At 64.9% G+C, this 18,114-nt stretch carries 18 protein-coding genes; 7 read left to right on the top strand and 11 right to left on the bottom strand.

Translation table 11 applies throughout. The annotated features are described in order from the left end of the window. Positions 1–26: 26 nt before the first annotated feature. The 4 genes from FHX37_RS12220 to FHX37_RS12200 all read right to left on the bottom strand — a co-directional run bounded on the left by FHX37_RS12220 (position 27) and on the right by FHX37_RS12200 (position 1,897). Entirely contained in the window at positions 27–230 is a 204-nt protein-coding gene (locus tag FHX37_RS12220; RefSeq protein WP_141924009.1) for a hypothetical protein, read from the bottom strand. Positions 231–235: 5 nt separating this feature from the next. Then, positions 236–613 (bottom strand): DUF4258 domain-containing protein, encoded by a 378-nt coding sequence (locus tag FHX37_RS12215; protein ID WP_141924008.1) that lies wholly within the window; start codon positions 611–613, stop codon positions 236–238. A 550-nt stretch (positions 614–1,163) separates the two neighbouring features. Then, complete coding sequence (locus FHX37_RS12205) at positions 1,164–1,475, bottom strand: hypothetical protein (protein ID WP_141924006.1); 312 nt, start codon at positions 1,473–1,475, stop codon at positions 1,164–1,166. Further along, positions 1,472–1,897 carry a hypothetical protein gene (locus tag FHX37_RS12200; RefSeq protein ID WP_141924005.1) on the bottom strand — a complete coding sequence of 142 codons (426 nt, stop codon included), beginning with the start codon at positions 1,895–1,897 and terminating at the stop codon, positions 1,472–1,474. The genes FHX37_RS12205 and FHX37_RS12200 overlap by 4 nt, the downstream gene beginning before the upstream one ends. Positions 1,898–2,464: 567 nt before the next feature. Here FHX37_RS12200 and FHX37_RS12195 point away from each other — a divergent pair. Next, entirely contained in the window at positions 2,465–2,863 is a 399-nt protein-coding gene (locus FHX37_RS12195; protein WP_141924004.1) for a hypothetical protein, read from the top strand. Between the two features lie 605 nt (positions 2,864–3,468). Here the strand turns inward: FHX37_RS12195 and FHX37_RS12185 are convergent. Next, a complete protein-coding gene (locus tag FHX37_RS12185; RefSeq protein WP_141924003.1) occupies positions 3,469–5,058 on the bottom strand; it encodes a DUF262 domain-containing protein in 1,590 nt (529 codons plus the stop codon). An 82-nt stretch (positions 5,059–5,140) separates the two neighbouring features. Here FHX37_RS12185 and FHX37_RS12180 point away from each other — a divergent pair, with 82 nt between their 5' ends. Both FHX37_RS12180 and FHX37_RS23235 read left to right on the top strand, forming a co-directional pair. Continuing rightward, positions 5,141–5,467, top strand: a complete 327-nt coding sequence (locus FHX37_RS12180; protein ID WP_141924002.1) for a hypothetical protein — start codon at positions 5,141–5,143, stop codon at positions 5,465–5,467. After that, positions 5,409–5,981, top strand: a complete 573-nt coding sequence (locus FHX37_RS23235; protein ID WP_211351815.1) for a hypothetical protein — start codon at positions 5,409–5,411, stop codon at positions 5,979–5,981. The genes FHX37_RS12180 and FHX37_RS23235 overlap by 59 nt, the downstream gene beginning before the upstream one ends. A gap of 33 nt (positions 5,982–6,014) precedes the next feature. Here FHX37_RS23235 and FHX37_RS12170 read toward each other — a convergent pair whose 3' ends face one another. The 5 genes from FHX37_RS12170 to FHX37_RS12150 form a co-directional block, all read right to left on the bottom strand. Beyond that, positions 6,015–6,437 (bottom strand): GntR family transcriptional regulator, encoded by a 423-nt coding sequence (locus tag FHX37_RS12170; RefSeq protein WP_211351814.1) that lies wholly within the window; start codon positions 6,435–6,437, stop codon positions 6,015–6,017. Continuing rightward, positions 6,434–7,348: a hypothetical protein gene (locus FHX37_RS12165; protein WP_141924001.1), complete on the bottom strand. Its 915-nt coding sequence runs from the start codon at positions 7,346–7,348 to the stop codon at positions 6,434–6,436. Before FHX37_RS12165 ends, FHX37_RS12170 begins: the two co-directional genes overlap by 4 nt. 187 nt (positions 7,349–7,535) lie before the next feature. Next, positions 7,536–8,276, bottom strand: coding sequence for an immunity 49 family protein (locus FHX37_RS12160; RefSeq protein WP_141924000.1), 741 nt, complete (start codon positions 8,274–8,276; stop codon positions 7,536–7,538). Positions 8,277–8,443: 167 nt separating this feature from the next. Further along, positions 8,444–9,442 (bottom strand): hypothetical protein, encoded by a 999-nt coding sequence (locus tag FHX37_RS12155; protein WP_141923999.1) that lies wholly within the window; start codon positions 9,440–9,442, stop codon positions 8,444–8,446. Positions 9,443–9,462: 20 nt separating this feature from the next. Then, the gene (locus FHX37_RS12150; protein WP_141923998.1) at positions 9,463–11,019 is read right to left on the bottom strand and encodes a hypothetical protein; all 1,557 of its coding nucleotides are present in this window, start codon (positions 11,017–11,019) and stop codon (positions 9,463–9,465) included. 930 nt (positions 11,020–11,949) lie between these two features. Between FHX37_RS12150 and FHX37_RS12145 the strand changes: the two genes are divergently transcribed. The 3 genes from FHX37_RS12145 to FHX37_RS12135 all read left to right on the top strand — a co-directional run bounded on the left by FHX37_RS12145 (position 11,950) and on the right by FHX37_RS12135 (position 14,381). After that, positions 11,950–12,945 carry a trypsin-like serine peptidase gene (locus FHX37_RS12145; protein ID WP_211351813.1) on the top strand — a complete coding sequence of 332 codons (996 nt, stop codon included), beginning with the start codon at positions 11,950–11,952 and terminating at the stop codon, positions 12,943–12,945. 107 nt (positions 12,946–13,052) lie between these two features. After that, positions 13,053–13,286 (top strand): hypothetical protein, encoded by a 234-nt coding sequence (locus tag FHX37_RS12140; protein ID WP_141923996.1) that lies wholly within the window; start codon positions 13,053–13,055, stop codon positions 13,284–13,286. Between the two features lie 240 nt (positions 13,287–13,526). Continuing rightward, a complete protein-coding gene (locus FHX37_RS12135) occupies positions 13,527–14,381 on the top strand; it encodes an SAM-dependent methyltransferase (RefSeq protein ID WP_141923995.1) in 855 nt (284 codons plus the stop codon). Here FHX37_RS12135 and FHX37_RS12130 read toward each other — a convergent pair. Next, the gene (locus tag FHX37_RS12130; protein ID WP_141923994.1) at positions 14,378–16,651 is read right to left on the bottom strand and encodes a UvrD-helicase domain-containing protein; all 2,274 of its coding nucleotides are present in this window, start codon (positions 16,649–16,651) and stop codon (positions 14,378–14,380) included. The two genes, FHX37_RS12135 and FHX37_RS12130, sit on opposite strands and share 4 nt — an antisense overlap. 305 nt (positions 16,652–16,956) lie before the next feature. Here FHX37_RS12130 and FHX37_RS12125 point away from each other — a divergent pair, with 305 nt between their 5' ends. Next, the gene (locus FHX37_RS12125; protein ID WP_141923993.1) at positions 16,957–17,877 is read left to right on the top strand and encodes an NADP-dependent oxidoreductase; all 921 of its coding nucleotides are present in this window, start codon (positions 16,957–16,959) and stop codon (positions 17,875–17,877) included. Positions 17,878–18,114 lie beyond the last annotated feature (237 nt).

Raw genomic sequence — 18,114 nt, 5'->3', positions numbered from 1 at the left:
ACGGGTGCCCAAAGTACGTTCGAATCTCAAGAAAATGGAAGCTGCGTATCAGCCTCTAAAAGCTCTAATCCGAACAATTTTCCGGAATTGGTAAAATGAACGAGAGCGATGACGTCTCCATTGCTTCGTTCTATGGGGAATGATTCAATTCCCTCGTCATCTTGTTTTTCGGAAAATTTGACAAAAGCAGCATTTACCGAAGAGTCGCGACTTATTTCCGGGTTTTCCATGTTTGCTAGGTTCTCCAGACTGTTACAACCCAACCTTTGTCATTAGCTATTACAACGATATCATCCCCAGGATAGCGCCACTTGCCGTTGGATTGTTTGTACGCCACGCCACTATAATCCCACATAGTATTCTCGACTTCAGTCTCACTTATATCTTTTTCTGTCATTCTAAGCTGGGCATGGAGAGAGTACCCTTCGGGTCCGCATGGGGCACCCGTTTCCGGGTTTTCGCAGAATATGTAGGGGCGAACCTCTGCCGGCTGGTCATTACTGGAATTAGCATACGCAGGGCTTCCGGCAAGGAGGGCGCCCGCCGTGCCGGTGAGGAGAACACCAACAGCAGCAATGATGTTAACGAAAAATACACCTACTTTTTTATTCATTTTCCATCCAATATATTGCTTCGTTCCATCGCATCTTCAGATGCGGGAAAACCATATAAATTAAGCATGGATCACTCAACCACATAGGGTAGTAAAAGTAGCTGAAAGTAAATATTTTCTTGTGCGCTGGGATATTAAATTTAGTAATCCAACTGCGCGCTAGTGCTCCAGCCGTAAGTCGTGATCAGGTTGGTTCGAGCACAGTTTGGCGCTGTGATGGACTGAATGAGACCGGGTCTGATGTGACGACGCAGCTCAGCGGGACTATCTCCGTGGTAGCACCGCTCACGGCGCGCGCCTGAATACGCAGCACCGCCAGGAAGGCATAGGCGAGCATGGGCAGCACGCTCCAGCCTCGCCACGAGGTCCAGCGCCGCACTTGGTGCTCGTCCAGGGGGCGCTCCACTCCGGCTTCCTTCAGCGCGGAGATAGTCCCCGGACAGTCGCCAACCTCAACGAGTGCCAGCAGATCGTCCCTGCCGAGCCGCGAAAGCGACCAGGAGCGTTTGACTAGGGCACCAATAAGCCACCCTGTCAGATCACGGCGTTATTAGCTGGATTGCTCCCAGAACCCGAAACCACGGCTGGTGAACTGGCCGTCGGAAGAAGAGATAGTGACTGTGACGCTCTGTGCAGAGGTGACAAAGTCATTAGCAAGGATGTCACCAGAGGTGGATGCGCGGTCCCAGTAAGCATCGCTGAAGGTGGTACCAGAAGATGCCGTGGCGGTGTAGGTGCCAGGTTGGATGTCCTCACCCACGATGTGGGTACCGTCGGCGAATCCGTTCTCCAGAGCGTCAACGGCGGCGTCAACCTTGTCTTGCAGGTCAGGAGCGAGAAGTTCGACAGCTTGGTAGTTCATCTTCCACTCCCAATACCGGGTTCGTCCTCAGTTTTGATATCGGACTCGATAACCCGGCGGAGATCCGTGGGGTCATCCGCTGCTTCACGGTAAGACTCGATGGTGACCAGGCTATCACTGAGGGCCTTGTGCCGTTCAGCGATGATGGAGCGCTCACCGTTGTCGTCGTGGTATACGGCGGCGTAGTCATTCCACCCGTTCTCCTCGGCGGATTCCAAGAACTCTTCGGCCCCTGGCCAACGCTCTTCGTACTGAGCTATGAGTTCGGAGTCGGAAACCGTCGGCGATGATGATGTCGGTGTGGGCTCAGGAGTAGTTGCGGTTGAGGGAGTAATCCCCTCGGAGGTAGCAGCAGGACAGCGGTGATTCTGGGGGATGTCATCGTACTCCTCGGAACATGTTTCCTCGATTGCGGAAAACACGCGAGACTGCAGTCGGATTCGCACGAACACGAAGTTCTCGCGATGGGTCTGGGGTGTGCCGGCAGGCCTGAAACGAGCGGAGTGGGGTGGAATGAGCGAATCGCGGCATGAGAAAACGGGCATGGCGCCGTTGGAGCATGGAGTTGCTGAGACAACACGATCCATGAAAGCGCCATGCCCACCCTCACATCATCTCGCACCCATGCCTGCGCTGCGTCCGACACCGCAGAAGAACCCCTCACCGGCCTGCTCGACCACCTCGCCGCCGTGCCCGACCCCCGAACGGCATCCGCTACCCGCTGCCCGCAGTGCTGGCCATGGTCGTCTGGGCGAGTGCCGCGGTGGAATGGGCCCGCCGCGCCGATGACACCCTGCTGATACGGCTGGGCCTGCGCTTCGACCCCGTCACCGACCGAGTGCCGGTGCCCACCGAGCGCACCGTCGCCGGCCTCCTGGCCGACCTCGACCCCCCACACCCTCGCGGCGGCCGGGACCGCCCACGCCGAGGCGATCGCCGCCCACACCGGCCCCGTCCCCCGTGAGAACCCCGGGCGCACCCTCGATGACGTGCCCGAACGCGAGCACCGCCGCTGGCGCAGCGCTCCCGTGAGTCGGCCGCGCCAGGCCTGCCTGGCCGCCGACGGCACGGCCATGCACGGCTCGCGCCGCAGTGACGGCACCCGCGCCGGGGTGTTCCACCTGGCCCGCCACAGCGACGCGGTGGTCACCACCGTCCAGGCGACCGGGGCCAAGCACACCGAGACCGCGGCGTTCACCGGCGCCCCGGACCGCCTGGCTGACGAAGACCTCGCCGGGTGCCTGATCACGGCCGACGCGCTGCACACCGTGCGGGCCCACGCTTCCTACCTGCACCGGCGCGCAGCGCACTACCTCTTCTACGTCACGACCAACCGGGCCGCACTGCACGCGCGCCTGGCCGGCCTGCCCTGGAAGCAGGTGGGCTAGCCCACGACGAGGGGTGGCAGCGCAACCGCGACCGCTTCGAGCGGCGCCGTATCAAGGTCCTGGCCACCGACGGTCTGGGCATCGCTTTCCTCACGCCGCCCAGGTACTGCTCATCGGGCGCCGTACCCGCCGTATCGGCACGGCCCGCCGAACTCGCGGACTGCCTGCGCCGGCATTGGCCCATCGAAGCCGTTCACCACATCCGGGACGTGACCTGGAATGAGGACGCGCGCCGGGCCCGCACCGGGGCGCTGCCGGTGGTGCTGGGTGCCTGGCCGACATCGCCCGCCAGGCCCTTGCGGCCGCGGGGTGGGCCAACCTCGCTTCCAGGCGCCGCGCACACACCGGTCCGGACAAAGCTCTGCAACTGCACCGGATACCGTGGATCAGCGCATCACCGCCATAACGCGAGAACTTCGGGGCCGTGCATTGACCCTGAGAAGCTTCTGCCGCACTGGGATGACTACCAGTCCGAGGAAGAGATGTGGGCGGCGATCCGGGAGGCCAATGCCGCATTGGGAGGGAATGAGTAGCTTTAAGTTAACTGACATCACACCCCTTGCCTATCCAGGAAATACAGAACAAGCATCACCTTTACACCGGAATTACAAGCGAACCATTCCATTGTCCCGCAAGTTGTGCGCTATTTCGGCAAGCATCTCAGATCGCTTCTCGATGAACTCCTCGTAATCGTCAGCGAATAGCGCCCTCTCTGGGACAGCGGAAGCTTTCATGATCTCTTGGTAATTACTAGGAATCCACTGCCTATAGATGCTCGGGCGGTCCCCTCCGAGCTTTCGATTGTCGGCTCGCGACATAAAAGCGAAATTGGCTAGTCGGTTGATATGTCGAGGGGAAAACCCTAGGTGTTTCAAGAACTTCTGAGGGTAAAGATGGTGGAATTCATTTCGATTATACTCTTTTAGTACTTCTTTGAGGTTGACTCGATTTCCACTAACGAAACTCATTGGGTCAAGTTGCGCAAGCATGAGGATGAAGGTTTTCGTGTTTACGGAACGGATACTGAAACTGGTTTCAGAGAAGAATTCGGAATCGACTGTGCATGGAATTTCGGAAAGCTCGGAATTTCCGTGGATTTTCAGATTCTTGACTTCTTCCAAGTCGCGGCGAAGGTTGGTGAATACACCAGCACTGAATCGCCGAGAAAAGCACGATCGCCAAAACCACTTCAGTAGAGATTTTCGTTGGTCGTCATTAACTGCAACCTGTCTCTCGCCCTCTACTGCAAAAAAGTAGGAAAGTGGTATGAGAAGTGTCGGGTAGGGAAGATTATTGAGTTTTTCGACGCCAATATTATTCCTGACGAAGTCAATGGCTCCACGGATGCCGTTGACAATTTTTTCAAAATTTTCACGTACGATGGCTCCGTTCAGTCCCATGATAGCTTCAGGCGCTGGGTTTCCTGACACGATCCCCGCGGAACAACGCAAGAGAAGATTGGTATCTTCGCCAACAGCGCCAAAACCGAATGGTTCTAGTTCCTCAGCCAGTTCGTCGAACTTGGTGCGCAGATCAAAGTCTTCACTCCAAGTCCAAGCTGAGAGCAGCTGGAATACATCAAGCTCAATCCCCAGCCTATTAACGCGTTCAAAGACAATCGCCACCTTCGCACGGTCATCGGTTTCGATTGACTGCACCGGGATAGTCGCTTCTTTAAACCGCTCTTGAACTTTATCGATAAGTTCAGCTTCGCGGCTTTCCAGGTTTTTAGTCGCATTTCGATACCTTACGGTGTCAAAAAATGCCCCAATGGGAAAGTAGCGCTGCGGGTCAGCCTGATCATCATACAAGGCAAAGAAATAGGATTCTTGCATACTCTCGTCAGCTTGCATGTCGAAGTAGATCTTATTCCACTCCGTAGGCACATCAGGTTCTATGTCTGTTTGAAATACACCAAATATCGAGGTAAGTCGTTGCTGCCCGTCAAGTACATAGTCGATCGGATAGTCAGGATCAATGTCGGGGAGTCTGAAATTTCCGAGAGCTCTTTCTGTTTTTAGTTGCTCTTTCGTTCTCCATAAAATAATGGATCCAAAAGGGTATTGTTTGTAGATGCTATCCATTAGATGGGCAACAAGATTCTCGTCCCAGATGAATCCGCGCTGAAACGCAGGGATGCGAATCTCTCCTTGGGAGATTTTGTCGATAGCTTTCCTGATATTCAACTCTGACATATTTCCCTCTACTCAGAGCAAGTCCTGTTTATTCCTGGTGTGATTCTAACTATTCGCCACCGCCTGCGGGAGGTGTTTCCGTATGGCCACCGTCGCAAGCTTGCTCGTCAAGCTGGGAATCGACTCGAAGAGGTTCGACGAGGGCGTCAAGCGCGCCGCCCGCGGCCTCGACAACCTGATCAGCAGGTTCGACTGCGTCGGCGACGTCGGCAAGATGACGGCGATCACCACCGCCGTTGGCGCCTTGACCTCGCTGACCGCCGCGGCCGGTCCCGCCTCGGGCGCGATCCTCTGTGTCGCCTGCAACAAGACCGCGCGGGCGGGCGGGAGTGCTCGTCGCCGACACGGCCGTGCCCATCACCTACCGCACGAAAGACGGCCAGCACGCCGACGACCTCGCCAAGTATAAGCAGTCCCTCGCGGACACTGACGAGATGCGGAAACGTCTCTTCGCGCTCTTCTGGGACTTCTGCAAACGGCACCTGGCGTGCGTGAAACGAGCCTCCGGTGTGTCCTCCTTCTCCCACGTCTGCTTCGTCCCCAGCACGCGGCGACCGGACACCATCCACCCCCTCCAATCCCTGCTCGCACACAAGATCCCGCTGGAACGCATCGACCTCGCCCTCACCCCGGAGGCGGCACCGAACCAGCGGGAGTTCGACACGGCGCTGTTCACCCTTCCCGGCGGTGCGGAAGTCGGGGACCGTATCGAGAACGCCGACGTTCTCCTCATCGACGACACGTGGGTCACCGGTGCCCGCGTCCAGTCGGCCGCGCACTGTTTGAAACGCAGGGGAGCCCGTGCGGTGGCGGTGGTGGTCCTCGCCCGCCAGATAGAACCGACCTATCCGGACGCGCGGTCACTCATGGAACGGATCACCGCCGCGGAGTTCGACCCGGGAACCTGCGCCGTCCACGAGTAGGGAGCACCGAACGGTGAACCGTGCTGCCTTCGCTCACCGGTGCTCCTCCCCGGCGGTCACCGAAGCCGCGTCCCACTCCCGGCTCACCAGGGCCAGCACGGCCGCGCGGTCCATGCCGGTATCGCGGGCGCGGCGCACCAGGTCACGGACGGAGTTCCGCACGTCGCCTCCCGGTTCGCCGGACGCTGGCGGCTCGGCGGTCCGTTCCGGCTGTTGTGGTGGTGCCGCCACGAACGTTCCCCGGGCGCCGCGGCCGTCCAGCACCCCCTCCCGCTCCAGCTCCCGGTAGGCGCGCGCCACCGTGTTGGGCGCCACCCCCAGGTCGGCGGCCAGCCGCCGCACCGGCGGCAGCCGGGACCCCACCGGAAGTTCCCCGGTGCCGACGCGGCCGCGGATCTGGTCGCGCACCTGCTCGAACGGCGGAAGGTACGAACGCGGGTCAACCGTGATGATCACGCGGCATCCTTCATCAGGCCGGAGGACCACAACCGCTGGCGGAAGCGCTGTCCCGGCGCGGCCCCCGCCGCCAGACCGGAGTAGACGGGCAGCAGCACCAGGAACACCAGCATTGTCCCGATCGCGGCACCGCGCACGGGGTTCTCGGGCCACCCCCCGGTCACTGCGGAGTCGAACACGATCGCCGCTCCCATGCCGAGGGAGAGCGCGAGCGTGCCGCCCAGGCAGTAGAGTGCCCGCAGCGTGCGCGCCCGCAGTGCGTCCTCCCAGAACAGGTTCTGTTGCGAGGTGGCGGGCCGGGGCGCGTGCACCAGCAGCGCGGCGAGGTAGGACACCAGCACCGGAACCGCCACGGCGGCCACGGAGAGAACGCCCAGCGTGCTCCAGGCGATCGTGCTCGGTTCCGCCATCCCCAGGAGTACGCACCCCGCCGCGACTGCGGTGACCCCCGCGGGAGCCAGCGCCATGGCCGCGCTGATGGCCCGCTCGGGCCAGGCGACATGGTCGCCGACGTGCGGCCGGGCGGTCCGCGCCACCCGGGGAGCGTCCGTGGGCAGCGGCGCGCGTGCCTGGCGCAGTGCGGCGATGAGCGGCCCAACGGCGCGGCCCGTACAGACGGCGCCTATCAGGGCCAGAGCCCACCAGGAGGAGTCCCGCAGCGCCGGTATTGCCAGGCCGCAGGCCAGGGCGAGCACCAGCAGAACCTGTGAGCTGATCGCCGCGGCCCGCTCGCGTCGGCCGAGTCGCTCGGCGAGCCAGGCGTCCCCTTCCGAACGCGGCAGTCCCGCACTGCGGAGGAACCGCCGCAGGGACGTCCTCTGCGCCGTCACCCGACCGGACTCGCCGGTGCGCGGGTACAGGCACATCGTTATCAGGAAGAACACGACGGCGACCGCCGTCCACTCGGGCATGGGTCCCACCATCCTTTTTGTATTGCTCTTGTATCAACGTATCAGTACAAGATGTTCGAAGGTACCCCGTGGGATACGGGAGAGGTGGCAACCTGCTGCCTCGCGCTCGCAGAAAACCACGTTTCAGCACAGTGCGATACGTGACTCACGGCAAGCTCGACGGGTGGTCCGGCGCGCGAGTGCGGCCTCAGGTGGGGAACTCTCCGTACCAGCTGCGCTCGAGCAGGTGCTTGGGCATGTACTCGGACTCCACCTCGAGTTGGAATTCCGGGTCCCAGTAGCCGGCGTCGTAGGCCATGCAGGCGATGGCCAACGGCCCCAGGGCGACCACCCCGTCGATGTCCTCGGCGCGTTCCTCGGTGGCGGTGAAGTACTCCTTGTGCATCCGTAGCGCACTGGCGAGGGACTCGTTGAACTCGGTGATCTTGCGCTGGATGAACAGGCGGAACAGGTCCATCGGGGGGAAGACGCGCTTGTTCAGGGTCTCGGCGTCACCCACCTGGGCGCGGTCGGGGTGGGAGAGTTTGATGGCCGAGGTCAGCTCGTCTGTGAGGCGGCTCTGCTCGTTTCCGCGGGTGTAGGCCTGCAGAGCTCCGATCCAGTGGTAGATGTGCTCGTTGTAGACGGTGCCTTCGCTTTGTCCGGCCTGGCGCAGCAGTTCCACCGGGATCCGGCACAGCCACTGTTTGCGCTCCTTTTCGCGGCAGATGGTGGCCAGGTAGAAGGCGGTGATCCAGTTGCTGGCGTTGGTGTAGTACTGCGGGCCGGTGGTGGGGAGGGTGCGGTTCTCGTGGTCGATCCTGCACGTCACCGTGGAGCCCTCCTCGAAGACCGAGGAGGCGAACAGGGCGTAGGACACCTGCATGGCCGCCACCCAGGCCTCCCAGGTCTCTACATAGCGGGAGGTCGGATCGAGCGCCGTACGCATGCGGGCGTACAGAAGTGTTTCACTCAGAGTTGAGTTGATGGACTTCGGGTGCTCTTCAAGGTCCTCGAAACTCTCCTTGCAAAAATTGTAATTTTTTTCTACGTTTTTTTTGTATGCGGGGATATTTTTTTCTTCGTGGTGAGGTATATAAATATTGATTATGTCTCCTAATTTATATTGAATTTCTTATATTTGTATCCATTATATTTTTCATTTTTTGGATTTCCTTTTATTTCTACGTATTCAATTTTTCCTTTCTTTCTTGCTCTTTCTATTTCCTTTGCTATGTCTTGCTCGGTTTTATTGTTCGTATCTCGTGCACCTCGGTTTCTCATTTTTTCAAGTGTATCGTCAAAATATTCTCTTGTTCCTTGTGATGTTCGTTTTGGCTCTCCGTTTTCATTTTTGATCGTGCGCTCACCGAGTGGTGTGGAAGCGTCGCTCTTCGCCTCGACGACGATGTACTTTCCGTCTTTAGTTTTCCATATCTGGTCGAACTGGTCGTTTCCGTTCTTGGGGGCGGTGTCCGGTATCTCTACCTTCTCCGCGTCAGGATAGCGTTCAAGAACCGCTTGTTCGGCGACCTTCTCTCCGAACGCTTCCGATTTCTTCGTCGCGTCATGCTGAGCCGATGCGTACTCTTGACGCTTCTCGGTGACGGTGGGGTGCTCATCCTTCGTCTTCAGCCCTTCAGGATGGTTATTCTCGCTCTCCCTTAGATCGCTCTTCGTCTCATTGGCCCTATCGATTGCCTCGCGGCGCTCCTGGGCGAACCGGTCTAGTTCCTCGCGCTGCCCGGGTGAGGCATGGTCCCGATCCCCGTATTCGGTCTCACCGAGGTAATCCGGCTTCTCCGGCGGCGGAAGTGTGTCCTTGGAGATCCAGGGATCGCCCTCCGAGGCCCGTGTCAGTTGGGGCAGAGTGTTGCCGTTCTCGTCGAGGAAAGCCGTATCCCGCCGGTGACCGTTGCTCTTGTAGTATTTCTCGAACCACTCCGGGTCGGTGTTGGCTTTTTCCACCTGCCGCCGGACGGTCTCCTCAGGAGAGGAACGCCCCGAACCGTGGTCTCGGCCGTCCCCAGTACCTGTTCCTTCGTGGTGGGAAGAACCACCGCTACCACCGTTCTGGGAACCGTCCCCGCTGCCAGTGCGCGGGGAGAGGTCCACGGAACCAGGGCCACGGTTGCCTATCCCGTCACCGGAACCACCGTCCATAGGGGATGATGCGCCGCCATCCCGGGTAGGACCATGGCCATTATCGCCGCTGCTGGGAGAACCGGCACCTGTGTCTCGCGTCGGTGTGGGAGTGTCCGGTTGTGCTCCCTGAGGACTGTCTCCGATCCCGGGGCCGGTATCGGGCATATGACCGCTACCGCCTCCGCCGGCCATGGCGAGTTCGTGTTGCAGGGATTTGTGTTTGTCCAGGGCGGCTTTGAGTCCGACTTGTTGGGAGTCCAGGTCGAGCTGGCCCATGATGCGCTGCACGTATTCCGCGGTGGGGTCCTCGCTCCCGTCGGGGGATGCTTGCCGGTCAGACAGCGCATCGGGCCGGGACCGGGGTGTATCGCCCTGGGGTGTGGTGGCATGCTCCGCACCGGTGCTGGCGTCGGGGCGGGCGGGCAGGTCTCCCGCCTCCGGGTGGGCGCCGCGCAGCCCCCGCAGCCCTTGCAGGCCCGCGCGGGAGGCCCGCGCGGGAGGCCCGCGCGGGAGGCCAGCGCGGCTCCGGCCGGGGCGCCCACGCCCGTGGCGCCCAGCACCGCCCCGCCGATGGCGGTGCTGATGTTGGCTCCGCCCTGGGTGATGACGTAGCCGGGACGTTCGTCCCACTCCCTCCAGGGCACCATGGCATGGGCCATCTCCACCCGCACCCGGGTGGCGTTGGCCGCCCACTCCCCGGCCGAGTCCACACCCCAGGTGGCGTCGCGGGGGGTGTAGAGCCCGGTCAGTGCCGCTGTGGACTGATACGTCTCGTACCAGTAGGCCTTCTCGTTGGCCAGCCACTCCCCGCCGGATTCCACGCCCCAGTCGCCGTCGCGGTGGACGCCGAGCATGCTGCCGGCCTCGCGGACGTTGCCCAACCACAGGTCGTGGGCTCCGGCGGCGGCGTCGACGTAGAAGGGCGCGTCCACCGCTTGGGGCCCGCCCCAGGGCATGGACGCCTGTTCGGGGATCTCCTCCAGCCCGTAGACCTGCTCACCCGCCCGGCAGGGGGTGGGCTCCTGCGCGTTGCCGGCCACGAACGTGGTCCCGCCCGCGAACAGGCTGGTGATCGCGTTGGCGCATTTGCGCTCGGCCTCTTGGTAGGCCACGATCGCCGCGTTGATCCGGCCGCGCAGGTCGCGGTGCTCGGCCACCGCGTCCTCATCCTTGTTCCAGTCCTCGCCCTCTGCTTCGATGGATTCCAGGAAGTCGCGGGCCTCGCCCCGCAGTGCCACCAGTTCCTTCTTGGCCTTGCCGCCCTCCTCGGCGAAGGTCACCAGCGCATCGGCCACCGAGGTGAGGGCGTCGCTGATGTCGTCACCCAGCTCGGCGACCCGGTCCACGGCCGACAGCAGCTGCCCGGATTCGGGAGCGGAATACACCTCGCCCAGGCCCTGCCAGGTGGAGCGGATGGTGTTTCCGGAGTCGGCGATGTTGCCGCCGTCGTCCTTCACATTCCGGGCGACCGTCTCCAGGTACTCCGGGGCCAGGTCCGTAAACGGGATCTCGTCCGGATTCACCAGAGGCGGCTTGTCACCACTCACTACACAACCTCGCTATCAATGGGGGGAGTCCTGCCCCAGCCCTCATCCGTTCCCGGGCGGGGTGGAGGACGGCGCGCCCGCATGCCGGAGGAACCAGGGCCAAGACAGGCACGGCCGATTATCCCGACACATCAGACATCAGTGCGACCGCACGCACCCGTACACCGGCCCCGTGGCCGATATCGGCCACACCGGTTTGCGTACCGGTCCGCTCGCAGCGAGGCGGAGGTACGCACCATACGGCCGATGAGCAGGAGAGATCCCGCCGGGAATCTGGGTGGCGACCCGGATGCTGCCCAACCAACGGCAGTGGCCCGGGAATAGAGATGATCCACCGAGTCAGGCGCGGAACCCGGAGGGTCTGGCTATCACCGGGCGTAAGCTCTTCGCGTGCGAGATTCCCTATCCCTGCTGGCTGTATGAGGACTGAACGTTGGTGACACCGCCGCGGAAACCAGTGAGCGGATGGCGCGGCATCGCAGCGGCGTCGCGGTCACCGGTCCCGGTTCGTCCCGCACCGCGACCCGGTTGCCCCGACGGTGGAGCGGGTGGTGCGGCACTTCCACACCCTGATGGGGTCGCACGGGCCGTTGGTGCGTGTTCCCGGCGGCGCGCGTTCGTGACGGTCCGGGGCAGGGACGCACATGGCAATGCCGTCGCGGAATTTCGCTGAACAGGCGAAACGGGTGCGCTGCAATGCCGGATAATCCGCGATGGGATTAGTGTCCGGTTTGGGTGGCGCAACTTACTGGCGCCGGGGATAGGCCCCTTTTCCTGTCCGGTTAGGTCTGCGGGAATCCCGGTTTCCGGTGCGGCACGCGCGGATAGGCCCATCCCGGCGAACGAACCCCCAGGAATGGAATGATGATCTTCCCTGGTGTTCGCCGTAGTCGACCGACGATTCCCTGAAAGGGTGGGAACGTGCGTGTAATGCGCTATCTGCTGTTTCCCGTGGCGGCGAGTTTCTTCCTGGTCGCGGCCATGGTGAACCCCGCCGCGGCGGACCCCGGTTCCGCCGGGCCCGCAACCCCCGACCCCTCCGGAACGACACGGGCCGAGGCGACGTTCTCCGACGGCACGGGGATATCCGCGGAATCCACCGAGCGGATGGAGGACTACTGGACGCCGGAACGGATGAGCGAGGCGACTCCCGCGTCCCCACCCGAGGGCGCCGAAGCCGGCTCCGGCGCGGCGAGCCGTTCCACCGGTACCGACGGGACCCCCGGCTCCGTCCCGTCCTCCCAGCCCGAGGGGGACGGGCCGAGCACCATGGTCACCGAGTCGGACGCGGCCGGGAAGGTCTTCTACACCAATCCGAGCGACGGCAAGGACTACATGTGCTCGGCGAGCGCGCTCAACAGCTCCTCCAAACAGATGGTGGTCACCGCCGGCCACTGCGTGCACGGCGGTGAGAACGGCACCTGGATGGAGAACTGGACCTACGTCCCGCGCTACCGGGAGGGCGACCGCCCGCACGGCACGTTCTACGCCAAGCAGCTCCGCACCTTCAACGGGTGGATCAACGACAGCAACCTGCAGTGGGACGTCGCCATGGTCACCACCTGGCCCCAGGACGGCGACAAGCTCGTCAACGTCACCGGCGGGCACGGACTGAGCTGGAACTACGACCGCAGCCAGGACGTGACCGTGCTGGGGTACCCGGTCAACAAGGAGAACGGCGAGATCCAGTGGTGGTGCCAGGGAACCACCCAGCGGGTGAACCCGGCCGACGGGCGCCTCGAGCTCCAGTGCGGCTTCGGCGGCGGCGCCAGCGGCGGACCGTGGCTGCGAGAGTTCGACGACAGCAGCGGGCTCGGCCACGTGAACGGGGTCACCAGCACCGTCACCAGTGACGACTGGAACCGCAGCCCCTACTTCGGGGATGCCGTCAAGGACATGTTCGACGAGCAGGGCGACGTTACGTAACCGCGCGGGAGCCACGGGTATGGTCCCGGTCGCACCGCGTCCGGTACGGTGACAGAGCCGGGCCATGCCCGACCCTGTTCCGCGCGTCTGTCGAGGAGGCCGACCCCATGCGCCGCTCCACGCTCCGCACGGTCGTACTGGCGGCGGGAGTCGCCGTTGTCGCCGCAGGGATCATGGCACTGCGTTTCACCGAGGACGGTGACGCCGGTTCCTGGACCGCCGATCCCAAGGCGCAGACGACGAGTCACGAGGTGACCCAGGACCCGTCCTCGGCCGAGAGCTACTGGACCGAGGAGCGCATGAAGGAGGCCGAACCCGCCCCCATGCCCAGGGACGAGTAACCCACCCTCGGTTTCTGGACCCGCACGCCCCGCCCCGGGCCGCGACGGGGCTCCGGAACACGGGCACCAACCCGCGCGTGGCGCGTCCATCGGATGCGAAGCCCGCTCACCAGTGCCGTTGTCGGCCATGGCAGCCGTTCTGGTGTACTGATCCCGGAACTGGACGGTTCCGGTCCTCCGGCCGCCGCCGCAGTCAAAACAGCGACGCCTGCCTACCCCCTCGGTTTGGACGATTGGGCTATGAACGAAACGAGCTCCGTACCCACCTCGGCCGATATCCCCACCGACGTCCCCCTAGCCTCCCGCGCCTACGGCTACCTGCTCGGCGGTAAGGACACGCACGCCGTCGACCGGGAGTTCATCCACTCCGTGCTGCAGACGTTCCCGGAGTGCCTGGACATCGCGCGACAGAACCGGATGTTCCTGTACCGGGCGGTGCGCTACCTCGCCGAGGAGGCCGGAATCCGCCAGTTCCTCGACCTGGGGAGCGGATACCCCACGGAGCGCAACGTCCACCACGTCGCCCAGGAGTTCCGGCCCGACTCCCGGGTGGTCTACGTCGACAGCGACCCGGTCGTGCTGCTGCACGGCCGCGCGTTCCTCGCCGACAACCCCAACACCACGGTCGTCACCGCCGACATGACCGACCCGGACCAGATCCTGTCCGACCCGGACGTCACGCGGCTCATCGACTTCTCCGAACCGGTGGCGCTGCTGATGTTCAGCATCCCGCACTGCATCCCCGGCGATGACGACGCCTACCGCGCCATCCGCGGCCCCCTGGAGCGGGTGGTGCCCGGAAGCCACCTGGCGATCTCCCACGTGGTGGCCGACGACCAGGAATCCGCCGACGAGATGACCGCCGTCATCACCGACCTCGGCATGCCGTGGCAGACCCGCACCCCCGCCCGGTTCGCCCCCTGGCTCGCCGACCTGGAACCGGTCGATCCGGGGCTGGTCGACGTCAACACCTGGCGTCCCGACCCCGACCAGCCGCAGCTGAGCGAGGTCGCCTCCGAGATCGCCCCCTACCTGGGCGCGTCCCGGCTCAACCAGCGGGTGTACGAGTGCGGGGGAGTGTTCGCCAAGTCCTAACGGGCGGCCACGGCCCCGTGCTCCGCCGCGGCACCGGACACCGGCCCGTCCGGAACCGGAGGCAGGAACGGGCTGGGCTCCCCGTGCCAGGACACGTACAACTGCTCCCGCGCCCGGGTGCAGGCCACGTACAGCAGCGCCCGCTGCGTGTCCAGGTCCGAGCGGTGCTGTCGCTCGTCCAGTTCGGGGCTGGTGACGGCGTCCATCTGCGGCAACGCGGTGGCGGTGACCCCGGAGACCGCCACCGCCCGGAATTCCAGCCCCTTGACACCGTGCATCGTGGTGACGCGGACGGCGTGGGTCGCCTCGGTGACGGCGTGCTCGCGCGGGTTGAATATGGCGGCCGGTAGGGAGCGCGCCCGAAGGTGGGCGGCGACCGAGTCCCGCAGCCGGTTCGTGCGCGCCGTGACGCACACGTCGCCCGGCTCCATGCCTTCGGCGAGCCACCCCCGAACCCGGTCGGCCAGCGCGTCGAGTTCCGCGGGCTCGTCCGGGGCGCCGTACAGCTCCGGTTGCGGCCCCCGCAGGACGCACCGCGCCACCCCGGGCGGTTCGGGGACGGTCTCGCCCAGTTCGGTGACCGTCTGGCCGCGCATGATCCCCTCGGCCCACGTGAGGATCTCCTCGGTCGTGCGGTAGTTGACCCGCAGCGGGTAGGAGCGCCCCACCACGCCGATCCCGAGCTGGCGGAACGAGACCGTGTTGCCGTAGATCCGCTGCCGGTTGTCGCCGGAGATGAACAGGTCGTTGGGACCCGGCAGGACAGCCGCCCGCAGGGTGCGCCACTGGGCGGGGTGCAGGTCCTGGGCCTCGTCCACGACGACGTTGGTGAACGGGCGCTCCCGGCGCTGTTCCAGGATGCGGGCGGCCTCGGTGTGCAGTTCCTCGGCCGGAAGCGCCTGGCTGTTGCGCATCATGGTGCGCGCCTCACTGATCGCGTGCCACACCTCGCGCCGCTGGCCCTCGTCCAGCGGAACGCTGCGCCCCCGGCGCGTCTCGGGGGCGAGGTAGTCCTCCAGGGTGGTGATGCCCTGGGCCGTGATGACGTTCCGGTACTCGGAGAACAGGAGGTCGGCCGGCCACGGCAGCTGGTGGTGGCGGACCGCGTTGGCGAACACTCCCCGGGTGTCGGTACGCAACCGGACCTCGGGATGGTGTTCCCGGACGGTGTCCAGCGCCAGCTTGTCCGTGGTGACCACCGCGACGTCCTCCAGCAGCTCCGGCGGCAGCAGCAGCGCGAGGTTGCGCCGCAACGACTCCACCAGGGCGTTGGTGAAACTGGTGAGCAGCACCCGGCCGTCCAGCGGCAGGTGCTCGGCCAGGTGTTTCACCCGGTGCAGGGCCACCACCGTCTTGCCGGTCCCCGGCCCGCCGGTCACCTTGGCCGGGCCGCCGAACCGCGGGTGGTAGGCGAGCTCGCGCTGCTGCGGGTGCAGGTAGATGCGCCAGGCGTTGAACTCCCCGGCGAGGGTGTCCCGCGTCTCCTGGTCGTCGTTGACGACCACCACCCGTTCCCGGGTGTTGCGGATGGCGGTGTCGTAGTCGCGGGGGGAGACCGTCCCGACGGCGGGGCGGCGCGGCACCACCACCTCGTCCCGCACCCGCTGCACCGAGTGCCCCTCGGCGAGGGCGCGCAGCACCTCGTACTGGTCCTGCGGCAGGGCCGCGGCCCAGGCGTGCAGCTGCGCGGCGCTGTCCAGGGTGCGGCAGAACTCCCGAACCTCGGCGTCGACCCCCAACCGGGTCAGGTCACGGTCGCTGACGTGGTCCAGCGGAGCGGAGGCGCCGGAAGCGGGGGCGTCGGCACCGGCAGCGGGGGCGGGGTGGCTGCCGGAGGGGGCCACCGGCGTGCCGGGGGCATGGGCGGAGGACGGAACGGTGGCAGGCGCGGGGGAGCCGTCCTCGTTGGCGCGCTGCAGCGCGGTGGCGTCGCGGCGTTCCAGCGTGCCCATGACGCCGTTGACGTCGTGGCGCTGGTCGCGGGCCCAGTCCTCCGCCGCCTCCCGGGGGAGGAGGTGCACCAGGAGGAAGGTCTCCCCCGACTCCGGGGCGAGCATCACCCCGGTCCACGCGTCGTTGATGCGGAACGTGCGGATGCGCGGGTCCTGGCCCGCCGGCAGGGAACTGATGCGCAGGTCGGGGTGGGAGAGGAGGGACTCCAGCGGCAGCTCGCGGAACTTCCGGGTCACGGACAGCAGCCGTTCCCGGGTGGGACGGTCGAGCTTGTCGTATTGGGGAAGACACGTCGCGTCGATGGCCAGCAGGGGCATGAGCCTCCTTAGCTCGGTACGCGCCCAACGCGCGAAAGCCGGTACGCTCACCGTTCTTTCCCGTGTTTGTAACCGATGCTAGTGACACGGTGGCCGGAACCGGCCGGTCCTTTCACACCTTTGGACGGTGTCTGTCCGCCAGGGGACGTACCCGCCGGGGACCCGCCGCGAATCGCGCGACGCGGCGGAATGGTCGGGGAGGTGTCCCCGCTGTTCGACACAATCGGTGTCCGGGAGGGCCCGTGCGGAAGATCCCCTCCCGGACACCGGCCAGGCACAGTGTCGATCGGAGAGGACACAGGACAGTGAAAGCGATCGTGTACCGGCAGTACGGCGGCCCGGAACAGTTGGAAACGGCCGACGTGGCCGAACCCACCGTGGGACCGGACGTGGTGCTCCTCCAGGCGCGTGCCGCGTCGGTCAACCCGGTGGACTGGAAACTGCGGGAGGGGTACCTCGACGGCCTCATCGAGGCGTGGTTCCCGGTGATCCCCGGCTGGGACGTCGCCGGGGTCGTGGAACAACCCGGAATCGCGGTGCCGGAGTTCGCCCCCGGGGACGAGGTCATCGGGTACGTGCGTCAGGACATTGTCCGCAACGGCACCTACGCGCAGAAGGTCGCGGCCCCGGTGCGGACACTGGCGCGTAAGCCCCGCAACCTCGACTGGACCCAGGCGGCGAGCCTGCCGTTGGCGGGACTGACCGCCTACCAGGCCCTCGTGCACGCCCTGCGGGTGACCGGAAGCGACACGGTCCTGGTGCACGCGGCGGCCGGCGGGGTGGGCTCCTTCGCGGTGCAGGTCGCGCACTCGCTGGGAGCCCGTGTCATCGGAACCGCCTCCGAACCCAACCACGACTACGTGCGTTCCCTGGGAGCCGAACCGGTGACCTACGGCCCCGGCCTGGCGGAGCGGGTGGGCGGCATCGCACCGGTGACGGCGGCGCTGGACCTGGTCGGCGGGGACGCGGTGTCCCAGAGCCGGGAACTGGGCGTTCCCGCACGACGCATCGCCTCCGTCGCCGACCCCGCCGTGAACCGGATCGGCGGCTCCTACGTGTTCGTCCGGCCGGACCCGAGCGACCTGGCCGCGCTCGTGGACCTGGTGGAAGCGGGCAAGGTCACCGTCGAGGTCGCCGAGACGTTCCCGTTGGAGCGGGCCGCCGACGCCCAGCGCCGCAGCGCCGAGGGCCACACCCGCGGCAAGATCGCCCTGAGTATCGACTGAGGGGCCTCAGGACCGCGACCGCGGCCAAGGGGGCGGCGTCCGGCCAGGTCAGCCGGAGATCCTCATCGACGGGTGGACAACGGGTCAGGAATCTGCAAAACATAGGGCGCGACGGTACGCACGACGCCGGACGCGCCCCTGCCACACCGCGGGGGCCACAACCAGCGGAGCAGGGGAGCGCAACGATGCCGCAGCACCGGGGTCCGCCCGCGCGCGGGAGGGGCGTCCTCGCCATCC

The organism is Haloactinospora alba (assembly GCF_006717075.1).
Classification (GTDB): Bacteria; Actinomycetota; Actinomycetes; order Streptosporangiales; family Streptosporangiaceae; genus Haloactinospora; species Haloactinospora alba.
The sequence above is the reverse complement of the archived record's forward strand: the minus strand, read 5'-3'. Positions and strand labels throughout refer to the sequence as shown.

Coding starts and splice junctions, on each gene's coding strand:
- FHX37_RS12215 (WP_141924008.1), bottom strand. CDS start 613: ATGAATAAAAAAGTAGGTGTATTTTTCGTTAACATCATTGCTGCTGTT.
- FHX37_RS12165 (WP_141924001.1), bottom strand. CDS start 7,348: ATGCCCGAGTGGACGGCGGTCGCCGTCGTGTTCTTCCTGATAACGATG.
- FHX37_RS12145 (WP_211351813.1), top strand. CDS start 11,950: ATGCGCTATCTGCTGTTTCCCGTGGCGGCGAGTTTCTTCCTGGTCGCG.
- FHX37_RS12130 (WP_141923994.1), bottom strand. CDS start 16,651: ATGCCCCTGCTGGCCATCGACGCGACGTGTCTTCCCCAATACGACAAG.
- FHX37_RS12185 (WP_141924003.1), bottom strand. CDS start 5,058: ATGTCAGAGTTGAATATCAGGAAAGCTATCGACAAAATCTCCCAAGGA.
- FHX37_RS12160 (WP_141924000.1), bottom strand. CDS start 8,276: ATGCGTACGGCGCTCGATCCGACCTCCCGCTATGTAGAGACCTGGGAG.
- FHX37_RS12140 (WP_141923996.1), top strand. CDS start 13,053: ATGCGCCGCTCCACGCTCCGCACGGTCGTACTGGCGGCGGGAGTCGCC.
- FHX37_RS12135 (WP_141923995.1), top strand. CDS start 13,527: ATGAACGAAACGAGCTCCGTACCCACCTCGGCCGATATCCCCACCGAC.
- FHX37_RS12205 (WP_141924006.1), bottom strand. CDS start 1,475: ATGAACTACCAAGCTGTCGAACTTCTCGCTCCTGACCTGCAAGACAAG.
- FHX37_RS12180 (WP_141924002.1), top strand. CDS start 5,141: ATGGCCACCGTCGCAAGCTTGCTCGTCAAGCTGGGAATCGACTCGAAG.
- FHX37_RS12220 (WP_141924009.1), bottom strand. CDS start 230: ATGGAAAACCCGGAAATAAGTCGCGACTCTTCGGTAAATGCTGCTTTT.